The sequence below is a fragment of the Ruegeria sp. CF3 genome (assembly GCF_056537365.1).
Genome location: NZ_JBQFRK010000001.1, coordinates 521,812 through 545,031, shown reverse-complemented (window position 1 = coordinate 545,031; position 23,220 = coordinate 521,812). Strand labels below are relative to the sequence as shown.

The following is a 23,220-nucleotide window of genomic DNA, read 5'->3' as shown; positions in this document are numbered from 1 at the left end:
GCATTAGTTATCAAATATACTAGTATTAACTTTGTTTTTCGACTTTTTGTTTTTCGACTTTTTGTTTTTCGACTTTTTGTTTTTTGACTTTTTGTTTTTTGACTTTTTGTCTTTGGACTTTTTGTCTTTGGACTTTTTGTTCTTCATTTTTTTGTCTTTGGACTTTTTGCCCTTGGATTTCTTGTCATTAGACTTTAGTTCCTTCAACTTTCCGTCGTCCGAATTGTCGTCATCAGGCTCATTGTCATCGGGCTGGTTGTCATCAGGATCATTGTCATCAGGATCGTTGTCATTTCCGTTGTTGTTACCTCCCGGCGTCGACGAACCGGGGTCGTTGTCCGGAGAAGAATCACCGCTAGGGCCGGAACTTGAACTTTCCCGCTCAGATTCATCTGATGGACCGTCGCCAGATCTTTGGTCGGCGAAGCCGATGCTTGCAGTTGGCAGGTCGGTCAAAACAGCTGCAAATCGCGGGCAATCAAGAATGGTACTTTCCAAGATAGACTCGAAGTCGGCGCGTCGCTGGATATACCGGAGCATGCCCGAAGTAACCACGTCACACGCACAAAGAGTGTTCGAAGAAACAGACTGTTTGGCCGTGCTCACAGTGCACGTACCAGCTGCCTGAGCGGAATTTCCGAAGGTGAAGGGTAAGATTGCAGAAGCAAAAGCAATCGATAACAGTTTGGATCTAATGCGCATCGCACGCTCCTTAAGCACTCGTTAACTAAATTGCCGTATACTCAAACGGCGTCACACTTTGAACACAAAGTCCTCTTTCTATCGCCTATTTTCAAGCAAACTTTCTGTTGGATTTCTGTGATCCAGCTCACTCAAACACGATTAATCCATAAAAAACAAAAAGAAGACCTGCTGTTGCACCAGGTCTTCTTTTTCTGTGTTGTTTCTAGCCTGACGCAAAAATGTCACGAATGTGGCAATGTTTCCAAAACGTGAACAAGTTCACAGCATTGATCAGGCTGATTTTGACATCCGTTTACGCTCGTGCGGATCCAGATAACGTTTGCGAAGCCGGATCGCATTGGGTGTAACCTCGACCAGTTCATCGTCGTCGATATAGGCGATTGCCTCTTCAAGCGAGAACTGAATATGAGGGGTCAGCCTTACTGCGTCGTCCGAGCCGCTGGCACGCACGTTTGTCAGCTTCTTACCTTTCAGCGGATTCACTTCCAGATCATTGTCTCGCGAATGCTCGCCGATCACCATGCCTTGATAGACATCAGTTTGCGGGCCAACAAACATGCGGCCACGCTCTTCCAAATTCCACAGCGCATAGGCGACCGCCTGACCGTTTTCCATCGAGATCAGAACACCCGCACGTCGACCAGGAATCTGCCCTTTGTGGGCTGCCCAGCCGTGGAAGACCCGGTTCAAGACACCAGTTCCGCGTGTATCGGTCAGGAACTCTCCGTGATAGCCGATCAGGCCACGAGACGGCACGTGGGCGATGATCCGGGTTTTGCCTGCCCCTGCAGGGCGCATTTCAGCCAGTTCACCTTTGCGCGCACCCGTGATTTTCTCGATCACCGCGCCAGAATATTCATCATCCACATCGATCGTGACTTCTTCGATAGGTTCAAGGCGCTGGCCGTCCTCCTCGCGGAACAAAACCTGTGGGCGCGAGATGCTGAGCTCGAATCCTTCGCGGCGCATGTTTTCGATCAGAACACCCATCTGCAATTCGCCGCGACCAGCAACCTCGAAGGCCTCGCCGCCGGGCGTGTCGCTGATGCGGATGGCTACGTTCGATTCGGCTTCTTTCATCAGGCGATCACGAATGACCCGAGACTGAACCTTTTTGCCGTCACGACCGGCCAGCGGGGAATCGTTTATGCCGAAGGTCACTGTGATGGTTGGCGGATCGATAGGCTGGGCAGGCAGGGCCTCGTCGACTTGCGGGGCTACAAGGGAATCTGCCACGGTGGCTTTGCTCATACCCGCAATCGTGACAATGTCGCCTGCTTCAGCGACGTCGATGGGTTGTTGAGCTAATCCACGGAATGCAAGGATTTTCGACGCGCGGAAGCTTTCAATCTGGGTGCCGTCTCGGCTGAGTGCTTTGAGGCTGTCACCCGCTTTCAGAGTTCCACTTTCCACACGACCGGTCAGAATGCGACCGATGAATGGATCGCTGCCCAAAGTGGTGGCGAGCATCCTGAACGGTTCGTCCTTTTTCTCGATCTGCTTGGGGGCGGGGACGTGATCAACGATCAGATCGAACAGGGCGGTCAAGTCCTTGCGCGGACCGTCAAGCTCCATATCGGCCCAGCCGGCCCGGCCCGAAGCATACATGGCCGGGAAGTCCAGCTGATCGTCATCGGCGCCCAAGTTGGCGAAAAGGTCGAAACATTCGTCCAGAGCGCGATCAGGCTCGGCATCGGGTTTGTCGACTTTGTTCAGCACGACGATCGGGCGCAGGCCCAAAGCCAGCGCCTTTGAGGTCACGAATTTGGTTTGCGGCATCGGGCCTTCGGCGGCGTCGACCAGCAGTACAACGCCGTCGACCATGCTGAGAATACGTTCGACTTCCCCACCGAAATCAGCGTGGCCGGGGGTGTCGACGATGTTGATGCGGGTATCCTTCCACTCAACGCTGGTGGCTTTGGCCAGGATGGTAATGCCGCGTTCGCGTTCCAGGTCGTTGCTGTCCATGGCGCGTTCTGCCACGGCCTGGTTTTCCCGGAACGCGCCGGATTGTTTGAGCAGCTCATCCACCAGGGTCGTCTTGCCGTGGTCCACGTGAGCGATGATTGCGATATTGCGCAGGTCCATGAGAGGTCAGCCTTTGAACGGGAAGTTGCCGCGCGCATAACGCGGCGCGACAAAATATACCAGCCCTAACCGGCGGTCAGTGGCCCGCTGTGGCTGAAAACAGGTGGATGATCAGAATGCCACTCAAAATCATGCCCAAACCCAAGACTGCGGGCCAATCGAGTTTTTGGCCAAAAACCAGAAATCCAATCAGTGCGATCAGGGCAATACCGAGGCCCGACCAGATTGCATAGACAATGCCCACGGGCATGACCTTTAACGTGAGGGCCATAAGATAAAAGGCTGCCCCATAGCCAACCACGACAAGAGCCGACGGCCAAAATCGCGTAAACTGATGGCTAGCCTGCAACGCAGTCGTGCCGATGGTTTCCGCGATAACAGCCAACATTAGGATTAGGTAGGTCTTTGGCACGAGCGATGCCTCTCTGAATTATCGCGAAAGGTTGAGCATACTTGCGATTATTTGGGCAAGGGGATTCAGATGCAGATGATCAAAACCCTAACTTTACCAAAGGTCAGGTAAACCCGACTATTCGGGCTTTTGCATTCGTGCTAAACACTCGATTGTTTTTAGTGTGTTTTTAATGAGTTTGATAAGATGACGACTTTTGCAAAATCGGTCATTATCGCTTCGGTTTTGATTGTGGCGTTGGGATGGCTTGCAGACGGGGGGTCCGTCGACATTGATGCAGCCCAGAATGTTGAGCGGTTCACAGGTTTTCCGGTTTAGGCGCCCACCGAGCGATATCCTCGAAAAGGAGCTTTCGGGCTCCTTTTCTTTTCTTCAGACGCTAAGCAATCTTTACTGCTTTTCGATCGCTTTCAGCTTGGATCGATGTTCAGACAGTCTTTTCACCACGAATTGACGCGCCTTGCGTTCCGCCAGCCTAACCCGGATTTCGGTCAAGAACGCTTCTTCCAGAGATTGCGAGGCTGCGCCGAGAACGTCTCCAACCTCCACAAAGAATCGATCCTCGCCCGTCTCGTCCATAACCTTCATCGTGTCCTCGGCCAATCTGGCGGCGAGGGTAGTGATGGTATCGGACATCAGCGCGTATTCTCTGTCAGGCGGCGTTTCACGTAATCCGTCACATCTGTCATCAGCGTGTCCATGTGGCGGTCTTGGAAGAAGTGATCGGCACCTTCCACCTCATTATGGGTGATGGTGATACCCTTTTGTTCATGCAGCTTTCCGACCAGAGACGCAGTGTCTGCAGGTGGCGCGACACGGTCCGCCAATCCGTTGATGATCAAGCCAGAAGACGGGCAGGGTGCCAAGAACGAAAAGTCGTACATGTTTGCGGGCGGCGATACACTGATGAAGCCAGTGATCTCGGGGCGGCGCATCAGAAGCTGCATTCCGATCCATGCACCGAACGAGAACCCAGCGACCCAGCAATGCTTGGAGTTGTTGTTCATCGACTGAAGGTAATCCAGCGCTGATGCTGCATCGCTCAGCTCACCTACACCCTGGTCATACTCACCCTGGCTGCGACCAACGCCGCGAAAGTTAAAACGCAGAACCGTGAAGCCCATGTTGTAAAAGGCGTAATGCAGGTTATAGACCACCTTGTTGTTCATGGTCCCGCCAAATTGTGGATGCGGGTGAAGCACGATAGCGATCGGTGCGTCTTTTTCCTTTTGCGGGTGGTAGCGGCCTTCCAGGCGGCCTTCGGGTCCGGGAAAAATCACCTCGGGCATGTGTGCTTTGGTCCTGTTTTTTGACGCGTCGGCCCCGAGATTATCTTGACGGTAATCCTCAGGTACCTTAGAACGGTTCTAATTACATTGTGTCGCGTGAAAACGCTGTCAGTGGGAGATACGCACTGGCTCGGGCGACGTCAATGTTTTCGCGCAGTTCTTGCCTGAAGGAAACAAAATGAAGCTGTCGACCAAAGGCCGCTATGCGATGGTTGCGCTGGCGGATATCGCCCTTCAGTCCTCGGACAAACTTGTCACGTTGGGCGAGATTTCCGAACGTCAGGATATTTCACTACCGTATTTGGAGCAGCTTTTCGTGAAACTGCGCCGAGCTGATCTGGTCAGTTCAGTACGCGGACCGGGTGGGGGCTATCGCCTGGCGCGACCTGCCTCGGAAATCCGTGTGGTCGAGATACTGGCCGCGGTTGATGAGACGGTGGATGCGATGCACAAGGGGGCAGGTGCCTCGGGCGCGTCTTCGGGCAGCCGGGCGCAGTCACTGACCAATCGGTTGTGGGAAAGCCTGAGCGCGAATGTTTACGTATTCCTGCATCAAACGCGGCTGTCGGATGTAATTCGGAATGATCTTGCACCGTGTCCCGCTGTTCCTAGCTTGTTCGCAGTCGTGGACGATTGATCTGATGACGTTTTTCTGTGTTCCGTCAAAACCCATCTTGGAAAAGATACATCTATGAAACGGGTTTATCTCGACCATAACGCAACCGCCGCTCTGAGGCCCGAGGCCCGCGATGCAATGATCGCGGCGATGGATTTGGTGGGCAATCCGTCCTCGGTCCATGCCGAAGGGCGCGCCGCAAAAGCGGTGGTCGAGAAAGCGCGCGCTCAAATCGCAACAGCGTTTGGGGCCGATGGTGCCGACATCGTGTTTACATCCGGCGCGACGGAGGCAGCGGCTTTGGCCATGGCGGGGCGCGATCTTCAAGGCGCAACGATTGAACATGACGCGGTAAGGGCCTGGATTGATGAGGTTTTGCCTGTGGCCCAGAGTGGGCACGTTGACGTTCTGGAGGCGTCCCGATCCACGCTGCAACTGGCCAATTCGGAAACCGGGATTGTTCAGTCTTTGCCTGCCGGTCTTGCGGTCACTGACGCGACTCAGGCTTTTGGTAAGTTGCCGATAGCCTTCAACTGGCTGGGGGCTGAGATGGCGCTGATTTCAGCCCACAAACTTGGCGGGCCAAAAGGGATCGGGGCGTTGGTGATGAAGCGCGGCACCGATCTTGCTGCGCAAATCAAGGGCGGCGGGCAGGAGATGGGGCGTCGCTCGGGTACAGAAAATGTCACTGGAATTGCGGGGTTCGGAGCAGCAACTGAAGCCGCGTCCCGTGATTTAGCAAATGGCGTTTGGGAAAACGTTGCAGAACTTAGAAATATTCTAGAAAACGCTCTTGAGGCTGGTACGAAAGCTACTATTTTTGTCGGGAAAGACCAAGGGCGACTCCCCAACACTCTGTGCTTCGCCACACCAGGCTGGAAGGGTGAGACCCAGGTCATGCAGATGGATTTGTCGGGATTTGCGGTCAGCGCAGGCTCGGCCTGTTCCAGCGGCAAGGTTCGTGCAAGCGCCGTACTGACGGCCATGGGATTTGATGAGATGACCGCCTCCAGCGCAATCCGCGTATCGCTGGGGCCAGAGACGGCAGAAGAAGATGTGCTGCGTTTCGCGGAAACGTGGCTTGAAAAAGAGAAAAAGCATCGCGCGCGGGCCGCGTGATCTGACGGAGGGTGAATTATGGCCGCTTTGGACCAGACCCAGGTGAAAGAGGGTGTCGATCAGGAAACCGTAGACGCGGTTCGCGAGGTCAGCACTTATAAATACGGCTGGGAAACTGATATCGAGATGGAGTATGCGCCAAAAGGCGTGAATCCCGATATCGTTCGTCTGATCTCGGACAAAAATGATGAACCTGAGTGGATGACCGAATGGCGTCTGGCCGCGTTCGAGCGCTGGACCCAGATGGAAGAGCCTAAATGGGCGATGGTGCACTACCCGCCGATCGACTTTCAGGACCAGTATTATTATGCCCGTCCGAAATCGATGGAAGATAAACCCAAATCTCTTGATGAGGTCGATCCCAAACTTCTGGCGACTTACGAAAAGCTGGGTATCCCTCTGAAAGAACAGATGATCCTGGCAGGTGTCGAGGGCGCTGAGAATGCACCGGCAGAAGGCCGTAAGGTTGCTGTTGATGCAGTATTTGACTCGGTTTCGGTCGGGACGACTTTTCAGGAAGAGTTGAAGAAAGCCGGCGTTATCTTCTGCTCGATTTCCGAGGCGATCAAAGAGCATCCGGAACTGGTCAAGAAATACCTGGGGACGGTCGTACCGGTCTCGGACAATTTCTATGCCACGCTCAACTCGGCTGTATTCTCGGATGGTTCATTCGTCTACGTCCCGCCGGGCGTACGCTGCCCGATGGAACTGAGCACATATTTCCGCATCAATGCTGAAAATACCGGCCAGTTTGAGCGCACGCTGATCATCGCCGACAAGGGCTCTTACGTCTCATATCTGGAAGGCTGCACCGCGCCCCAGCGCGACACCGCTCAGTTGCACGCGGCGGTTGTCGAGATCATCGTCGAAGAAGATGCCGAGGTGAAATACTCGACCGTTCAGAACTGGTTCCCCGGAGATGAGAATGGCAAGGGCGGTATCTACAACTTCGTGACCAAGCGCGCCGATTGTCGGGGTGATCGCTCCAAGGTGATGTGGACGCAGGTCGAAACCGGCTCAGCCGTAACCTGGAAATACCCGTCTTGCATCCTGCGTGGCGACGATAGCCAGGGTGAGTTCTACTCGATCGCGATCACCAACAACATGCAGCAGGCCGATACCGGCACCAAGATGGTTCATCTGGGCAAGAACACCAAGTCGCGGATCGTATCGAAAGGGATCAGTGCCGGTAAGGCGCAGAACACCTATCGTGGTTTGGTGTCGATGCATCCAAAGGCCAAGGATAGCCGCAACTATACGCAGTGCGACAGCTTGCTTATTGGCGACAAATGCGGGGCGCATACGGTTCCGTATATCGAGGTGAAGAACAACTCATCTCGGGTCGAGCACGAGGCGACGACATCAAAAGTGGATGACGATCAGCTGTTCTATTGCCGTCAGCGTGGCATGGACGAGGAAGAAGCCGTGGCCTTGGTCGTCAACGGGTTCTGCAAGGACGTTCTGCAGGCGCTGCCGATGGAATTTGCGATGGAAGCGCAACAGCTTGTGGCAATCAGCCTTGAGGGATCAGTCGGCTGATGACACCAAAACCCCAACAGCGAATCCGAAAGGACGATGTCCTGACCGTGCTTGGCTATGCGTTGCCGGTGCTCGGCGGCCTGTTGGGGGTTGCTTACGTCAATACCAAGTACATGGACTTCATAAACCCGGTTTGGGCAGTGGGCGCAGGCGCGTTGCTTGGATGGATCATCGCCCGCGTGATCCGCAAGGTGCTGGGATAAGAACTTATCGGGGTCGCAATGCGCCCCTTGCGAGATGCTAAAGGACAGAAAATGCTGGAAATCAATAACCTGCACGTCAAACTTGAGGAAGAAGACAAGCAAATTCTGAAAGGGGTCGACCTGACGGTCGAGCCTGGCAAGGTGCATGCGATCATGGGGCCCAATGGCTCGGGCAAATCAACGCTCAGCTACGTGTTGTCTGGTCGTGATGGCTATGAGGTGACCGAGGGCGGCGCGACGCTTGATGGCGAGGATCTGCTTGAAATGGAACCGGAAGAACGTGCAGCCGCAGGTGTGTTTCTGGCGTTCCAGTACCCGGTCGAGATTCCCGGTGTGGGCAACATGACCTTCCTGCGCACCGCCGTGAATGCGCAGCGCAAAGCACGTGGCGAGGAAGAGCTATCGGCGACGGATTTTTTGAAAGAGGTTCGTGCCAAGGCCAAGGCGCTGAAAATCGACGCTGAAATGTTGAAACGTCCGGTCAATGTTGGCTTTTCGGGTGGTGAGAAAAAGCGCAACGAAATCCTGCAAATGGCGATGCTTGAGCCGAAGATGTGCATCCTGGATGAGACAGACTCGGGCCTTGACGTGGACGCGATGAAGCTGGTGGCCGAGGGAGTGAACGCCCTGCGCGATGAAGGGCGGGGTTTCCTTGTTATCACGCACTATCAGCGGCTTCTCGATCACATCAAACCTGACGTGGTTCACATCATGGCGGATGGTCGTATCGTGAAATCCGGTGGCCCCGAACTCGCGCTGGAAGTGGAAAACAACGGCTATGCCGACATCCTGGCCGAGGTGAACTGATGGCATTACCCCAAGCGAAACAAACGGCGACCGAGGAACGGCTGGCAGCGCTGACCATGCCGGATGCGGGATGCACACGCAAAGCGCGCGAAGCCGCAATTGCACGTGTACGCGCGATGGGTTTGCCCAGTCGTCGAGATGAATACTGGAAATATACCCGTCCAGACACTCTGGTCTCTGCGGAAGCTCCCAGTGCTGCTTTGTTCAAAACGGATGAACCGGCTCTGTTCCACGCGCTCGACCGACTGAAGATCGTTTTCATTGATGGCGTATTCAGCCCGGAAGAGTCTGATGATCTGTCTCTGGAGGGTGTAACGATCGATCGGCTGGAAGATATCTGTTGCAAAGATATCCATTGGGCCAAAGAGTTATACGGCGTTCTTGAAGCAAAAGGCCAAGATCCAGTGGCGCGTCCCTTGGCGGCGCTGAACACGGCCTATGCGTCAGATGGAGTTGCCATTCATGTATCCGGCAAGCCGAGCAAACCGATTAACCTGATTTATCGCCATGAATCTGAAACGTCGGATGCGATCCTGCATCACGTCGTTCGGGTTGAAAGCGGTGCCGAAGTCACGATCCTTGAAAACGGACCCGCAGCTTCGCGCTTCAACAAATGTATGGAGATCGATATCGCCGACAATGGCACATTGCATCATATCCGTGCGCAGGGCAGGGATCATCAACGCCGTGCGGCGACTCATATGTTCTCGCGGCTTGGCAAAGAATCCGTCTATAAATCCTTCACGCTGACCGTGAACGGAGTTTTAACGCGAAACGAGCAAGTCGTCGAACTGACGGGTGATGATGCGGTCGCGCACGTGGCGGGTGCGTGTGTTGGAGACGGTGATTTTCTCCATGATGACACGGTCTTTGTCACCCATGATGCGGTGAATTGCGAGAGCCGCCAAGTGTTCAAGAAGGTGCTTCGCAACGGTGCGACGGGTGTTTTTCAGGGCAAGATCTTGGTGAAGGAAGGTGCTCAGAAAACCGACGGTTACCAGATCAGCCAGTCGCTGCTTCTGGACGATGACAGTCAGTTCCTCGCAAAGCCCGAGCTCGAGATTTACGCCGATGACGTTGCGTGTTCGCATGGTTCGACCTCGGGCGCCATTGATGAAACGGCTTTGTTCTACCTGCGCTCGCGTGGAGTACCAACTGCGGAAGCAACCGACATGTTGACACTGGCCTTCCTGGCTGAAGCCGTCGATGAAATCGAGGACGAGGATCTGGCAGCTGATATCGTGTCCCGATTGCAAGATTGGCTGGCACGCCGACGCTGATGCCTGTCACAACCGATATCGTGGCCACGTATCGCGGACCGGGGCGTGTGGTGCGTCGGCTGCTTGATATGGGGCCGCGCGAAGATCGCGCATTGGCGTTTGTGATGGCGTTCTGTGTAATAGGCTTTATCGCACAATTGCCCGGCCTTGCACGGAGAGCTCATCTGGAAGGAATAGAGCTGAACATGCTGATGGGCGGGGCCCTGTTGGGCTCGGTCTTTATTCTGCCATTGTGCTTTTATCTTCTTGCTTGGCTCACCCATTTCATCGCGCGAATGATGGGGGGCGTTGGCACCAGCTATGGTGCGCGGCTAGCCTTGTTCTGGGCGCTTCTCGCGTCAGCGCCTTTGGTGTTGCTGAATGGGCTGGTGTCCGGTTTCATCGGCCCCGGGTCAGCGCAAACACTTGTGGGGCTGTTATGGGTTGCGGTTTTTCTCTGGTTCTGGTTGTCGGGCCTCAAGCAATCGCAAAAGGCTGCTAAATGAATTCCACCGCACTGCTCAACCTGGTCGTTCTGACCCTGTCCAATCCAGCCGAAGCCGCAAGACGATTGCTCGCGTTGCGGCTGGGTACGGATGTACTGTGGCTCGCCTTCTCTCTCGCGGTGATCCTGAACGCTCTGGTCCAGTCTGCGTCCAGCTTCGTCCTGCCGCTTATCAGTCCGGATGTTCAGCAACTGGCTGAGCCACTATCGAGGACGCTTTTTGTTTCCGTCGCGGCAATCATGATCAGCGTCGTGACGTTCCTATTAGTGGGCCGCGTCTTGGGTGGAACGGGAACGTTCAATGACTTCATGACGCTGATTGTCTGGTTGCAAATCCTGCAAATTGCGGGGCAAGCAATCATTCTAGCGCTGGTTGCAGCGCTGCCGTTTCTATTCTTACCGGCCAGTCTGGCGATGCTGGGTCTTAGCCTTTACATCACCTTGCATTTTCTCAACGAGGCGCATCGATTTCAGTCGTTGGGAAAATCGTTTGTGGTGATCCTGATCTCTGGTCTTGTGGCCGTCCCGTTTGTTCTTTGGCTGATCCCCGCCGGGTCTGTATAGGGAAGTCCTGTCTATGTATGACGTACAAAAAATCCGCGCAGATTTTCCGATCCTGTCACGTCAGGTCAACGGAAAGCCGCTGACTTATCTAGACAACGGGGCCTCCGCGCAGAAACCCCAGGTAGTGATCGACGCGATCACGCAGGCCTATGCGCACGAATATTCGAACGTGCATCGAGGGCTTCACTATCTGTCAAATCTCGCGACCGAGAAATATGAGGCCGTCCGTGGCACGGTTGCGCGGTTTCTGGGCGTATCAAACGAGAATGAGATTGTCCTGAATTCGGGTACGACCGAGGGAATCAATTTGGTCGCCTACGGTTGGGCAATGCCACGCCTGCAGGCGGGGGACGAGATTGTCCTCAGCGTGATGGAACATCACGCCAACATCGTGCCGTGGCACTTCCTGCGCGAACGGCAGGGCGTGGTGCTGAAATGGATCGACATCGATGCGACCGGCCATCTTGACCCTCAGGCGGTAATCGACGCCATTGGCCCCAAGACAAAGCTGGTTGCGGTGACCCAGTGCTCGAACGTGCTGGGCTCTGTGGTTGATGTCAAAGCAATCACGCAAGCCGCCCACGTCAAAGGCGTTCCGGTTCTGGTGGATGGCAGCCAGGGCGCGGTTCATATGCCCGTCAATGTCGATGACATCGGATGTGACTTCTATGCCATCACGGGTCATAAACTGTACGGCCCATCCGGTTCTGGCGCAATTTTTATCAAATCGGACCGCATGGCTGAAATGCGCCCCTTTATAGGTGGCGGTGACATGATCAAAGAGGTTTCAAAGGATCAGGTGATCTACAACGATCCACCAATGAAGTTCGAGGCCGGAACCCCCGGCATCGTGCAGACCATCGGGTTGGGTGTGGCGCTTGACTATATGATGGACCTTGGCATGGAGAGCATTGCATCGCATGAGGCCGGCTTGCGCGACTATGCGATGCAACGGTTGAATGGATTGAACTGGCTGCAGGTTCAAGGCACCACAGCGAACAAAGCCGCGATATTCAGCTTTACTCTGGATGGGGCAGGGCATGCCCATGATGTTTCTACCATTCTGGACAAAAAGGGTGTCGCAGTGCGCGCAGGGCACCATTGCGCCGGGCCGCTGATGGACCATTTGGGGGTCACTGCTACCTGTCGTGCCAGCTTTGGGCTTTATAACACGACGGATGAGGTCGACACCCTGATCGATGCGTTGGAGCTTGCCCACGATCTGTTTGCCTGACGTACTGCGGATTTGCAGTTGCACCCGGATTGGAACGAGGGTAGCTAACGGCCAAGGCACCTGTAGCTCAGCTGGATAGAGCGCTGCCCTCCGAAGGCAGAGGCCAGAGGTTCGAATCCTCTCAGGTGCGCCATTTCACCCTTGCTAGTCGTCATATTACGCAGAACTGACGGTGCACGAACCTGTTCTTTCCAGGCAAAACAAAACCCCCGCCAGAACTATCTGATGGGGGTTGTGCAAAAGCGAAAGATGAAATGCTCGATTAGCCGCGCCACGAGCGGATGACACCGCAATCCATGTGAACGAAATTCGAACGATAATACTGTCCAACGCCACCGGCACGGCAGGCCATCGCTGCTTTGCCCATTTGCGAGACAGAGCGTGATGACAGTCGCAGATCAGCAGCCTGACCCTTCATATGAAGCGAATTCTTGGCAACACCCCGCGAGCGGCGGCGCAGCATTGCGTTGGTTTGCGGCGAGCGGTAACCGGACAACAGCATGTAGGGTTCGCTGACATCCAGAAGATTGTGGGTGGCCGCCATGATGTCGATGGTCCTCAGGTCCACTGACTTGACTTGATCGCTGCGCCAGTCGCGCATGAAGTGATTGACCTCTTTCACCGCGTCTTTGATGTATTTGCCATCAACCCAATAGACCATATCGATACGTTCACCGGTACGGCCGGAATACATGCGGATACGGCGAATATCACCTCCGCCGCGAAGGAAACCTGCTGCGTTGGAATATGTGGGGGCTGCAACAACTGCTGTTGCGGCGAATGCGCCCAATAGGGCACGCCGGGTCAGGCCCGAGGTACTGCTCTTGGTCATTTTTTGTTTCGTCCCGTACTGTTCCTGCCTGCACACGATGTTACGCGCGCCGTATTAATTTTTTCCCATCCCAGATGCGGGATTTATGGCACAGTAGGATTCAACAGCCAAGAAATCTTTGGTCGCAGTCAAATCAAGGGGGAAATTTCGGCAGTTTTTTGCGCAACTGATGCAAGTATGCTTGCTTTTGGCGCAGTTCGCGCGTCGGCGATGCAAACGCGCACCAGGGGTCAAAGAAGCGGTCTGGTGATGAATTTGTGAATAGACATCAGGCGCTCAGCAAAACATTATTTTCAGACGCCGCTTATAGGGCGTGACAAGTCATTGAAGAAACAGGGCCATCCTATGTCATTTGTTACCCGTGCTCGTTCAAGTGTTTTTATCGCCGCTTTCCTTGTGGCTTCGGCCTCAGTCGCGCAGGCGGGGACGGATGGCACAGCGTTTCAAATGGCCGTTGCGGAAAGTGCGTCCAACAGCCCGGCAATTGCTGAGTTTTATCGCACAAACGGGTTTGATCCGGTTTGGGTTGGCGATACGCCCGAACATGCTGCACGACGCAAAGCCCTTATCGAAGCGCTTTCGACGACCGATCTGCATGGATTGCCTGGGGCACGTTACGACGTCCAGACTTTGAAGACAAAGATGCAGGACGCGCGTAACACCCGTGATCTGGGCGTGCTCGAGGCCGAGCTGACTCGGGTTTTTGTCAAATATGCCAGAGACTTGCACTCTGGTTCTGTAACGCCTTCACAGATTGATCCCGGCCTAGTGCGGGCGGTGGAACGACGCAGCGCCGCAGAGCATCTTGAACTGCTCGTTTCCAGCCAGGGTGATACCTATTTCAGGGATATGATGCCTCAATCGCGCCAGTATCTTGCGCTGTTGAAACAAAAGAAGGCGCTGGAAGCGCTGATGACACAAGGTGGCTGGGGCGAGACCGTTCCTGTCTCCAAGCTTGAGCTTGGGGACACAGGGAACAGTGTCATCAGGCTGCGCAATCGACTTGTCGCGATGGGTTATCTGAAGCCTACTGCCAGCCCAAACTATGATGATGCGCTGTTTGCGGCGGTGCAATCATTTCAGGCTGCTCATGGTCTAGAGGCGGATGGCGTAGCTGGCAAAGGCACTATTTCCGAGATCAATCGCCCAGTTTCAGACCGCTTGAAAGCTGTTTACGTTGCGCTTGAACGGGAGCGCTGGTTACCCAAAGACCGTGGTGAGCGGCATATTCTGGTGAATCTGGCCGATTTTTCTGCCAAGATCGTCGATGACGGGCAGGTCACGTTTGAGACTCGTGCCGTGATCGGCAAAAACACACATGATCGCCGTAGCCCAGAGTTCTCGGATGAGATGGAGCATATGGTGATCAACCCAAGTTGGTATGTGCCACGCTCGATCATCACGAAGGAATATCTGCCGCAATTACGGGCCAATCCAAATGCTGTCGGCCATATCCAGATCACCGATCGCCGTGGCCGTCAGGTGAATCGTGGAGCGGTTGACTTTACCCAATTCACTGCGCGTAATTTCCCGTTTTCCATGCGTCAGCCCCCCAGTAAAAGCAACGCACTGGGGCTAGTGAAGTTCATGTTCCCTAATAAGTACAACATCTATCTGCATGATACGCCTCAGAAATCTCTGTTCGCACGCGAGGTTCGGGCATTCTCGCATGGATGCATCCGTTTGGCGCAACCGTTCGAGTTTGCCTATAAGCTGCTGGCCAAGCAGGAAGAGGATCCAAAGGCGTTTTTCCACCGCGTTCTGAACACGGGCAAAGAAACGAAGGTTGAACTGGGTAAAAAAATTCCGGTGCATCTGATTTATCGCACGGCCTATATTGGCCCCAAAGGCGAGGTGCAGTATCGCCGCGACGTGTATGACCGGGATCGCAAAATCTGGGAAGCGCTGCAAAAGGCAGGGGTGGTCCTGCCGGACGTTCAAGGGTAATCACGAGGCAAATCCCGCCACGAGGACGCCCGACATGCAGTTTACCGTTCAACAAATCGCCGATTCCCTGGGGGTCGTCGCAGAAGGCCAGACTGGCCTGACCATCTTGCGGGCAGCCGAGCCAGGAGATGCCGGGCCAACCGATCTGGCCATGGCGATGTCGCCAAAATATGCTGAAGCTTTGGGGACCGGTTCAGCACGGGCCGCGGTTTTGTGGGATGGCGCGGACTGGAAAGCACTGGGGCTTGAGGCCGCCATTTTTGTGCAACGCCCCCGCATGGCGATGGCAGGGATCACCGCGATGCTGGATCGCGGGCAGGGGATTGCGCCGGGAATTCATCCATCGGCTGTCATTGATGAAACCGCCGAGATCGGGGTCGACGTATCGGTCGGCCCGCTTGCTGTTATCGGTGCGCGCGCGCGCGTCGGCGCGGGTTCGGTTATCGGCGCGCATTGCGTGATCGGTATGGATGCGTCGCTTGGTGAAAACGCGCTGCTGCGCGAAATGGTCAGCATCGGTGCGCGGGCTCAAATCGGTGATCGCTTTATCGCGCAGCCGGGTGCCCGTATCGGCGGGGACGGTTTCAGCTATGTCACACCAGAAGTCTCGGGTGCCGAAAATGCGCGGAAAACTCTGGGTGATCAGGGGGATGCAAAGGCGCAAAGCTGGTTGCGCATCCATTCGCTGGGTGCGGTCGAGATTGGCGATGACGTCGAGGTCGGCTCGAACTGCACTGTCGACAACGGGACCATACGCAATACTGTAATCGGTAGTGGATCGAAACTGGATAATCTTGTCCACGTGGGACACAACACCCGAGTCGGGCAGGATTGTTTGTTATGTGGGCAAACCGGCGTTTCTGGTTCGGTCGAGATTGGTAATAACGTAGTACTGGGTGGTCAGACTGGTGTTGTCGATAATATTTTCATCGGTGATGGCGTGATTGCCGGTGGCGGCACCAAGATTCTGTCAAATGTTCCTGCTGGTCGTGTGATCATGGGCTACCCGGGCATTAAAATGGAAAGCCATACCGAGATATATAAAGCCCAACGTCGTCTGCCCCGATTGTCGCGCGACGTCGAGGCGTTGAAAAAGGCTGTTTTCAAACAGCCTTCAAGTGATTAAATCATCCCCAAGGCGAAAATCAGGGGATCGAGATGAGCATCAGCGACCGCGTCATAGCAATCATTGCCGAACAGGCCGTGCTTGAGCCTTCGGATGTGACGCCCGACAGTACGCTCGAAGAATTGGGCATCGATAGCCTGGGTCTTGTTGAGAGTATCTTTGCCATCGAGGAAGAGTTCGATATCACCGTGCCCTTCAACGCAAACGAGCCCACATCCGGCGATTTCGACATTTCGAATGTGACAGCGATCATTGCGGGTATCGAAAAACTCGTGTCTGAAAAGGTCTGACCGCTGGTATGAAACGCGTCGTCATTACGGGTGCTGGCACCATTAACGCGTTGGGCCATTCCGTCCCCGACACTCTGGAAGCCATGCGCGAGGGTCGTTGTGGTATCTCCGAGCTTGAGTTTCGTGATGTGGATCGCCTGTCGATCAAGATCGGCGGTCAAGTCCGGGGTTTTGAGGCCGAGGGCCGTTTCAACCGCCAACAGATGACGCTGTATGATCGGTTCACGCAGTTCACGTTAACCGCCGCTAAAGAAGCGATCGATCAATCCGGTATCGTATTCTCGGGTGACACAGCCGCGCGGTCGGGGGTGGTGCTGGGAACGGCCGGTGGTGGCGTCTCCACCTGGGATGACAACTACCGCTCGGTTTACGAGGATGGTAAAAATCGCGTGCATCCTTTTGTCGTGCCCAAGCTGATGAACAATGCGGCGGCCAGCCACGTTTCGATGGAGCACAACCTCAAAGGCCCTAGCTTTACAGTATCAACAGCGTGTGCGTCTTCGAACCATGCGATGGCGCAGGCATTTCAGATGGTGCGCAGCGGGGCAGCGCCCGCAATGGTGACCGGTGGCTCGGAGTCGATGCTGTGCTTTGGGGGCGTCAAGGCATGGGAAGGGCTTCGCGTCATGTCAAAAGATGCCTGTCGGCCCTTTAGCGCAAACCGAAACGGGATGGTGCAAGGCGAAGGTGCGGGTGTTTTTGTGTTCGAAGAATACGATCACGCGCGCGCGCGCGGAGCAGATATCCTGTGCGAGGTCGTGGGCTTTGCCATGTCCTCGGACGCGGCCGACATAGTTATGCCCAGCAAACAAGGGGCAGCACGGGCCATGGCCGGGGCGTTATCGGATGCACGGCTGAATGCAAGCGATGTGGGTTACATAAATGCCCATGGGACCGGCACGGCTGCAAATGACAAAACCGAATGTGCAGCCGTTGCTGGTGTGTTTGGTCCGCACGCCGACGATCTGATGATTTCGTCAACAAAGTCCATGCACGGACACCTGATCGGCGGTACCGGCGCAGTTGAGCTATTAGCCTGTATCATGGCCCTGCGCGACGGGGTGATCGCCCCGACCATTGGCTATGAAGAGCCCGACCCCGAATGCGCGCTGGATGTGGTGCCAAACGAGTCGCGTGAGGCGAAAGTTAATGTCGCCCTTAGCAATGCTTTCGCCTTTGGTGGGCTGAATGCCGTTCTCGCGTTGAAGCGTATATGAAGAAACCGCCGTGTTATCACGGCGGCTTTCTTATTCGATGTTTTTGCGGGGCTTAGTTTATGGAAACATTCAGCCCGTCAAAGCCTGCTGTGAAGCCAGACAAAGACATGTCCATATTCAGAACCTGATCTGGCAGGCGCGCAGGAACCAGCGACAGCACCGCCTTTTGGCCTGATTTCATCGCGTCGATATCACCCTGAGTCAAACCCAGTTGCGCCACGCAGCCAACCGGAATGCAGTGGTGATAATTGTAAAGCTTGCGCGGTGCCCCATCGATCGACATAGCCAATTGCGCCTGCAGCAGGGTTTCGAGCGGTACAACAACATTCGCCCAAGCAACAGCGGCACCGCCTTCGGGCAGTTTTCCGATCGAAACTTCGGCAATCGGATCACCCTGTTGGTTATTGAGGATCTGAACCATCGCGCAGGGATCGTCTTCGCCTTCGGTTTTGATGCAGGAAATATTCCATTCACCCGTTTGTTCTTTGACGTATTGCTCGCCAACACGGGGACCGGATTCACCCAGATCCAGATCGCTGCCAACTTCGGCTTCAGCACCGGCTTCAGGTTGCTGTGTGGTTTCCTGCGCAAATACTGTTCCGCACAACAGTGCTGCGGCCGCCACATTAAAAGGGACAAGTTTCCTGATCATGAATGCCTCATCTAACTGATCCAGTTTTTTGTTTCCTCTATCACCGCAATTCAGTGGTGTCAGGGTAAATCCGAATTCCAGACCGTGAATTGATCGTTTTTTGCCGAAATGCGTGGGAAACACCGCGATCTGCAACGAAAAAGGGAGCCGGTGGAGCGGCTCCCTTCCTGAATATTTTCTCCCCGTCGGACTGGCCGACTTAGTTATGCGCAGACGTTACGAAAGGGGAACCCGTTGGTCAACTCCTAACCCTAAAAAACTATTCTTGCGTCTTTCGGTTTTCGTAGAATTTAAAAAAAGCCGTGCCCAAAGGCACGGCCAGTCGACAGGGAGGAAGTTTGCCACCGCAGCCAGGCCACGAGAAGCAACATTTACTCTCGCAGCGAAAGGTTAACTTTGTATGCTTGCAGCAGATCGGTAGAATTCGGGACAGATTTTCAATGGACAACAAGATCTTCGTAGGCGGTGGTGGCGACAGCTATTCAGTGGCACAGGGGCTGTCGCTGAAATATGCGAACCGCCATGGCCTGATTGCTGGTGCGACCGGTACGGGCAAAACGGTTACGCTGCAAATTCTGGCTGAAGGCTTCTCACAGGCAGGGGTTCCAGTGTTTCTGGCCGATGTGAAAGGGGACTTGTCGGGGCTGGCGCTGCCTGGAAGCGAAACCCACAAATTACACCAGGCTTTTTTGGATCGGGCCGCGAAGATCGGGTTCGGCACATTCTCTTACGCCGCGTGTCCAGTCACGTTCTGGGATCTGTTTGGCGAGCAGGGGCATCCGGTCCGGACCACAGTGACCGAGATGGGCCCACTGCTACTATCGCGACTGATGGAGCTGAGCGAGGCGCAGGAAGGCATTCTGAACATCGCCTTTCGGGTCGCAGACGAAGAAGGCATGCCGCTGCTCGACTTGAAAGACCTGCAGGCATTGCTGGTCTGGATAGGCGAGAATCGCGCCCAACTATCGCTGCGCTATGGCAATGTCTCGACATCTTCGATCGGTGCTATTCAACGCCGCTTGCTGGTTCTGGAAAACCAGGGCGGTACCAATCTGTTTGGCGAGCCTGCGTTGGACCTGGCCGACCTGATGCGGACAGATGCGAACGGGCAGGGGATGGTGAACATTCTGGCCTCTGACAAGCTGATGGGCTCTCCGCGCCTATACGCGACTTTCCTGTTGTGGCTGCTTAGTGAATTGTTTGAAGAACTGCCCGAAGTGGGGGACCCTGAAAAACCGAAGCTGGTGTTCTTCTTTGACGAAGCGCACTTGCTGTTCGAGGACGCCCCCAAGGTGCTGGTGGACAAGGTCGAGCAGGTGGCGCGCCTGATCCGATCAAAGGGCGTTGGCGTTTATTTCATCTCGCAGAATCCGGCAGACATCCCGGAAGATATTTTGGGTCAGCTGGGCAACCGGGTCCAACATGCGCTGCGGGCCTTCACAGCGCGCGACCGCAAGAATCTGCGACTTGCTGCTGAGACCTATCGTGAAAACCCAGCTTTCGATACTGAGACCGCAATCCGAGAGGTGGGCGTGGGCGAGGCCGTGACCTCGATGTTGCAAAAGAAAGGTGTTCCGGGCGTGGTCGAGCGCACTTTGATCCGGCCACCGGGCTCTCAACTTGGTCCGATTACCAAAGCTGAGCGTCAGTCGGTGATCAAAGCTTCGCCGATGGATGCAAAATACGGCAAGCGTATCGACCGCAAATCGGCGTTTGAGATTCTGCAGGCGCGCGCGGATGCCGCTGCGAATGCGGCGGAACAGGCGGAATCCGACGAAGTTCTGGAACAGCAGAGCCCGGCAGAACGCGAATACGCCTCGGCCCGAAGGTATTCGGGCAATCGCGTTGGGCGATCGTCTTCTCGTCTTTCGCGCAAAAAGGATACCTTCGCCACAGCCATGAGCGAGGCCGTGATCAAAGAGCTGAAAGGAACAACTGGCCGCCGCATCGTCAGGGGCATACTGGGCGGCTTGTTCCGCAATCGCTAGAATCCGGAGTGCGGCGCGCGCCGAACCAGTCGCGCGCCCATATTGTTATCGATTAAGCCGGCGCAGGCCTTCCTGTCTGCAATAATTATCCGCCTCGGGCACCGACATTTTGGTGGCCGGAAAATCGATTGCGCGGTCCCAGGTGACGCGGTCCTGGCGGTAAAGCTGACAGGTCACAACACCTTTGGGCGTCTGGACCTTGACCGGGGTGGTCTCCAATTGTTCGGGTGAGGGAATACACGCTGATAGCGTTGCCATCAGCGGGATCCCGATTGCGAAAACTCTGAGTGGTTTAATCATTGCGACTACGGTGCTCTCATCTTGGTTAACTGTCAGATCGTTACAACTCCGCACCAAACAAACATGGTATGGGGCACAGCGCGATGTGGTGGATCACGATACACCGATTTAGAGCGTTCTGACTCGCCGCACAATAAAACGCACCGATTAACGGTGCGTTAGGGGAATTTCGCAAGAAATTTTGCTTATTTCTCGGGGATCAACCCTCTTGGACTGAATCTGAGAACAATCAAAAGAATCAGTCCCATGGTGAACAGGCGCATATGTGCGGCGCTATCGATCAGATGCGTCTTAAGTGCGCTGCCGTCAGGCATGCCTGAGGTTATCAGGTTCATCAGCCACAGGCCCATGGGTTCAACCTGAACCCACAGGAACCAGATCAGGAACGCTCCCAGTACGGCTCCGAAATTGTTGCCCGACCCGCCGACGATCACCATGACCCAGACAAGGAAGGTAAAGCGGAGCGGGTTGTAAGTGCCCGGCGTCAGCTGCCCGTCCAAAGTGGTCATCATCGCACCGGCGATGCCGCAGATGGCCGAGCCCAGCACGAAGATCTGTAGATGGCGGCGGGTGACATCCTTGCCCATCGCCTCGGCGGCAACCTCGTTGTCGCGGATGGCGCGCATCATGCGGCCCCAAGGGCTTTTCAACGCCATCTGAGCCATCCACAGCAGCACCAGGAGCACGATCAGGAACAGCAAAGAGTAGCCTAGCTTGACGGAAAGCGTCGAGGCAGTAACCGGATCCAGCCCGAACCACTCGGCCCTTGCAAGGAAAGTTGGGTCTTGCTGCAATTCAACTTCGTAGCCAACCACCGGTGAGGGGCGTGGAATGCCGTAGACGTTCTTGACCCCACGTGCCAGCCAGTCCTCGTTTTTCATGACGGCGATGATGATCTCGGCGATACCAAGTGTGGCGATTGCCAAATAGTCCGAGCGCAGGCCCAGCGCTGTTTTTCCGATCAGCCATGCTGCGCCCGCCGCCAAAAGTCCCCCGGCAGGCCAAGCGAATAGGACAGGAAGGTTCAAACCGCCGATATTACCAGCGACAGCAGGATCAATCGCTTCGATCGCAGCTACGTTGGGATCAAAAATTGCGCGGTAAACAAAAAAACCTACGACCAGAATACCGATGATTGCAAAGGTTTGTGTGCGTCCCTTGGGCATTTTTTGGGCCACCATCACAGCTGCAACCACGGTTGCCGCACCCATCAAAAGCGACAGGATGACGCCATACCCGCCACCAGACCAGGCGCCGGGGGTTGGGGGTGTCGAGACCAGCACAACCGCCAGCCCGCCCAGCGCGACAAAGCCCATGACACCAACGTTGAAGAGGCCAGCAAAGCCCCATTGCAGATTCACGCCAATCGACATGATGGCCGAGATCAAGCCCATGTTCAGGATCAGGATTGCGGCGTTCCAGCTTTGGGTGAATCCGGTCAACAGGATGAGTGCGCCGACGACCACAAAAAGCAGCGTGTTTTTGACGGGCTCGCTCATATCACTTTTCCTTTGAACAAGCCGGTTGGCTTAAACAGAAGTACGATCAGCAAAATGGCAAAGCTGACAGCGAATTTGTAATCGGTGGACAGGAACTGCACCAAACCTGACGGCTCCAGATTTTCAGGTGCCAGATAAGTCAGCACTTTCTTCCACGCGTAGGTGATCGTCACCTCAGAAAACGCGATGATGAAACCGCCCGCGATAGCTCCCAGAGGGTTTCCGAGGCCACCCACGATAGCCGCGGCGAAAATCGGCAGCAAAAGCTGGAAATAGACAAATGGCTTGAAGCTTTTGTCGAGGCCGTAAAGCACGCCCGCAGTGGTCGCCAGCGCGGCAACGATGATCCATGTGATCATCACCACGCGCTCGGGGTTGATACCGGACAGCAACGCAAGATCCTCATTGTCAGAATAGGCCCGCATTGATTTGCCGGTGCGCGTTTTGTTCAGGAACCAGAACAACAGCGCCACGGCGACAACCGCCACGATCACCGTGATGCCCTGGGAGGTCTTGATAGCCAGCCCTTCACGCAGCCCAGTCATCGCCTTGAAATCTCGCGCCGAGACGATGAAACGCGCTCCGTCCGAGAACCTTTGGTCATCCGGACCGATGATGAAACGAACCAGCCCGTTCATGATGAACATCACGCCCATCGAGACGATCACCAGAATGACCGGTTTGGCCTTCTGTTCCCGATAGAACCGATAGACCAACCGGTCGGTGATCAGCACCAGAACGATACAGCCCAGAATGGCAAAGGGCAGGGCCAGCAGAGCGGTCGGTAACGGCCCGAAGCTGACCCCAGCGGCCTGCAGACCCCATGTAACCAGCACGGCGATCATCGCGCCAAAGGCCATCGTATCGCCATGGGCAAAGTTCGAAAACCGCAGGATGCCGTAGATCAGCGTCACCCCCAAAGCGCCCAGCGCCAACTGGCTGCCATAGGCGATTGCGGGAACAAGAACGAAGTTGGAGAGCGCCACAAGGGCGTTGAGGAAGTCCATTAGTTCGTTACCTCATTTTCCA

Annotated in this window: 25 protein-coding genes and 1 tRNA gene; 16 read left to right on the top strand and 10 right to left on the bottom strand. The window is 55.2% G+C overall.

The window, feature by feature from the left end:
* Positions 1 to 3: 3 nt before the first annotated feature.
* From ACR0KC_RS02790 to ACR0KC_RS02780, 3 genes are all read right to left on the bottom strand, one after another.
* Positions 4 to 702 carry a hypothetical protein gene (locus ACR0KC_RS02790; protein ID WP_480771452.1) on the bottom strand — a complete coding sequence of 233 codons (699 nt, stop codon included), beginning with the start codon at positions 700 to 702 and terminating at the stop codon, positions 4 to 6.
* 273 nt (positions 703 to 975) lie between these two features.
* Positions 976 to 2,793 (bottom strand): translational GTPase TypA, encoded by a 1,818-nt coding sequence (gene typA, locus ACR0KC_RS02785; RefSeq protein WP_170393029.1) that lies wholly within the window; start codon positions 2,791 to 2,793, stop codon positions 976 to 978.
* 76 nt (positions 2,794 to 2,869) lie between these two features.
* On the bottom strand, positions 2,870 to 3,205 hold the full coding sequence (locus ACR0KC_RS02780) for a DMT family transporter (protein ID WP_480438560.1): 336 nt from the start codon (positions 3,203 to 3,205) through the stop codon (positions 2,870 to 2,872).
* Positions 3,206 to 3,391: 186 nt separating this feature from the next.
* Here ACR0KC_RS02780 and ACR0KC_RS02775 point away from each other — a divergent pair, with 186 nt between their 5' ends.
* Positions 3,392 to 3,523 carry a hypothetical protein gene (locus tag ACR0KC_RS02775; protein WP_255612097.1) on the top strand — a complete coding sequence of 44 codons (132 nt, stop codon included), beginning with the start codon at positions 3,392 to 3,394 and terminating at the stop codon, positions 3,521 to 3,523.
* A 72-nt stretch (positions 3,524 to 3,595) separates the two neighbouring features.
* Here ACR0KC_RS02775 and ACR0KC_RS02770 read toward each other — a convergent pair whose 3' ends face one another.
* Together ACR0KC_RS02770 and ACR0KC_RS02765 are read right to left on the bottom strand one after the other, a co-directional pair.
* Positions 3,596 to 3,841: a hypothetical protein gene (locus ACR0KC_RS02770; RefSeq protein WP_170393030.1), complete on the bottom strand. Its 246-nt coding sequence runs from the start codon at positions 3,839 to 3,841 to the stop codon at positions 3,596 to 3,598.
* Positions 3,841 to 4,494, bottom strand: coding sequence for an alpha/beta hydrolase (locus ACR0KC_RS02765; protein WP_008758207.1), 654 nt, complete (start codon positions 4,492 to 4,494; stop codon positions 3,841 to 3,843). The genes ACR0KC_RS02770 and ACR0KC_RS02765 overlap by 1 nt, the downstream gene beginning before the upstream one ends.
* A gap of 178 nt (positions 4,495 to 4,672) precedes the next feature.
* Here ACR0KC_RS02765 and iscR point away from each other — a divergent pair, with 178 nt between their 5' ends.
* From iscR to ACR0KC_RS02715, 10 genes are all read left to right on the top strand, one after another.
* Positions 4,673 to 5,131, top strand: a complete 459-nt coding sequence (gene iscR, locus ACR0KC_RS02760) for a Fe-S cluster assembly transcriptional regulator IscR (protein WP_170393031.1) — start codon at positions 4,673 to 4,675, stop codon at positions 5,129 to 5,131.
* 54 nt (positions 5,132 to 5,185) lie between these two features.
* Entirely contained in the window at positions 5,186 to 6,229 is a 1,044-nt protein-coding gene (locus ACR0KC_RS02755) for a cysteine desulfurase family protein (RefSeq protein WP_480704868.1), read from the top strand.
* A gap of 18 nt (positions 6,230 to 6,247) precedes the next feature.
* Positions 6,248 to 7,768 (top strand): Fe-S cluster assembly protein SufB, encoded by a 1,521-nt coding sequence (gene sufB, locus ACR0KC_RS02750; protein ID WP_170393033.1) that lies wholly within the window; start codon positions 6,248 to 6,250, stop codon positions 7,766 to 7,768.
* Positions 7,768 to 7,971, top strand: a complete 204-nt coding sequence (locus ACR0KC_RS02745; RefSeq protein ID WP_170405842.1) for a hypothetical protein — start codon at positions 7,768 to 7,770, stop codon at positions 7,969 to 7,971. The genes sufB and ACR0KC_RS02745 overlap by 1 nt, the downstream gene beginning before the upstream one ends.
* Before the next feature lie 51 nt (positions 7,972 to 8,022).
* On the top strand, positions 8,023 to 8,778 hold the full coding sequence (sufC, locus tag ACR0KC_RS02740) for a Fe-S cluster assembly ATPase SufC (RefSeq protein WP_170393035.1): 756 nt from the start codon (positions 8,023 to 8,025) through the stop codon (positions 8,776 to 8,778).
* Entirely contained in the window at positions 8,778 to 10,058 is a 1,281-nt protein-coding gene (sufD, locus tag ACR0KC_RS02735) for a Fe-S cluster assembly protein SufD (RefSeq protein ID WP_170393036.1), read from the top strand. Before sufC ends, sufD begins: the two co-directional genes overlap by 1 nt.
* Positions 10,058 to 10,543: a YIP1 family protein gene (locus ACR0KC_RS02730; RefSeq protein ID WP_170393037.1), complete on the top strand. Its 486-nt coding sequence runs from the start codon at positions 10,058 to 10,060 to the stop codon at positions 10,541 to 10,543. The genes sufD and ACR0KC_RS02730 overlap by 1 nt, the downstream gene beginning before the upstream one ends.
* Positions 10,540 to 11,106, top strand: coding sequence for a Yip1 family protein (locus ACR0KC_RS02725; protein ID WP_170510265.1), 567 nt, complete (start codon positions 10,540 to 10,542; stop codon positions 11,104 to 11,106). Before ACR0KC_RS02730 ends, ACR0KC_RS02725 begins: the two co-directional genes overlap by 4 nt.
* A 13-nt stretch (positions 11,107 to 11,119) precedes the next feature.
* Entirely contained in the window at positions 11,120 to 12,340 is a 1,221-nt protein-coding gene (locus ACR0KC_RS02720) for a cysteine desulfurase (protein WP_480771451.1), read from the top strand.
* Positions 12,341 to 12,396: 56 nt separating this feature from the next.
* Positions 12,397 to 12,473, top strand: a tRNA-Arg gene (locus ACR0KC_RS02715).
* A gap of 129 nt (positions 12,474 to 12,602) precedes the next feature.
* Here the strand turns inward: ACR0KC_RS02715 and mepK are convergent.
* On the bottom strand, positions 12,603 to 13,172 hold the full coding sequence (gene mepK, locus ACR0KC_RS02710) for a peptidoglycan L,D-endopeptidase MepK (RefSeq protein ID WP_170393040.1): 570 nt from the start codon (positions 13,170 to 13,172) through the stop codon (positions 12,603 to 12,605).
* 345 nt (positions 13,173 to 13,517) lie between these two features.
* On the opposite strand from mepK, the gene ACR0KC_RS02705 reads away from it, so the two are divergent.
* Genes ACR0KC_RS02705 through ACR0KC_RS02690 form a run of 4 tightly spaced genes read left to right on the top strand, consistent with a single transcriptional unit; the run spans position 13,518 to position 17,752 of the window.
* Entirely contained in the window at positions 13,518 to 15,119 is a 1,602-nt protein-coding gene (locus ACR0KC_RS02705; RefSeq protein ID WP_480771450.1) for a L,D-transpeptidase family protein, read from the top strand.
* Positions 15,120 to 15,153: 34 nt separating this feature from the next.
* On the top strand, positions 15,154 to 16,245 hold the full coding sequence (gene lpxD / locus ACR0KC_RS02700; protein ID WP_480771449.1) for a UDP-3-O-(3-hydroxymyristoyl)glucosamine N-acyltransferase: 1,092 nt from the start codon (positions 15,154 to 15,156) through the stop codon (positions 16,243 to 16,245).
* Between the two features lie 32 nt (positions 16,246 to 16,277).
* Positions 16,278 to 16,535, top strand: a complete 258-nt coding sequence (locus ACR0KC_RS02695; protein WP_170393043.1) for an acyl carrier protein — start codon at positions 16,278 to 16,280, stop codon at positions 16,533 to 16,535.
* An 8-nt stretch (positions 16,536 to 16,543) separates the two neighbouring features.
* Positions 16,544 to 17,752, top strand: coding sequence for a beta-ketoacyl-[acyl-carrier-protein] synthase family protein (locus ACR0KC_RS02690; protein WP_480771448.1), 1,209 nt, complete (start codon positions 16,544 to 16,546; stop codon positions 17,750 to 17,752).
* 52 nt (positions 17,753 to 17,804) lie between these two features.
* On the opposite strand, the gene ACR0KC_RS02685 is transcribed toward ACR0KC_RS02690, so the two are convergent.
* Entirely contained in the window at positions 17,805 to 18,404 is a 600-nt protein-coding gene (locus ACR0KC_RS02685; protein WP_480704861.1) for an invasion associated locus B family protein, read from the bottom strand.
* 440 nt (positions 18,405 to 18,844) lie between these two features.
* On the opposite strand from ACR0KC_RS02685, the gene ACR0KC_RS02680 reads away from it, so the two are divergent.
* A complete protein-coding gene (locus ACR0KC_RS02680; protein ID WP_170636120.1) occupies positions 18,845 to 20,392 on the top strand; it encodes a helicase HerA-like domain-containing protein in 1,548 nt (515 codons plus the stop codon).
* Positions 20,393 to 20,437: 45 nt separating this feature from the next.
* Here ACR0KC_RS02680 and ACR0KC_RS02675 read toward each other — a convergent pair whose 3' ends face one another.
* The 3 genes from ACR0KC_RS02675 to ACR0KC_RS02665 all read right to left on the bottom strand — a co-directional run bounded on the left by ACR0KC_RS02675 (position 20,438) and on the right by ACR0KC_RS02665 (position 23,198).
* Positions 20,438 to 20,650, bottom strand: coding sequence for a hypothetical protein (locus ACR0KC_RS02675; RefSeq protein WP_480438555.1), 213 nt, complete (start codon positions 20,648 to 20,650; stop codon positions 20,438 to 20,440).
* A gap of 227 nt (positions 20,651 to 20,877) precedes the next feature.
* Complete coding sequence (locus ACR0KC_RS02670; RefSeq protein ID WP_170421678.1) at positions 20,878 to 22,191, bottom strand: branched-chain amino acid ABC transporter permease; 1,314 nt, start codon at positions 22,189 to 22,191, stop codon at positions 20,878 to 20,880.
* Positions 22,188 to 23,198 (bottom strand): branched-chain amino acid ABC transporter permease, encoded by a 1,011-nt coding sequence (locus ACR0KC_RS02665; protein ID WP_480771447.1) that lies wholly within the window; start codon positions 23,196 to 23,198, stop codon positions 22,188 to 22,190. Before ACR0KC_RS02665 ends, ACR0KC_RS02670 begins: the two co-directional genes overlap by 4 nt.
* Positions 23,199 to 23,220 lie beyond the last annotated feature (22 nt).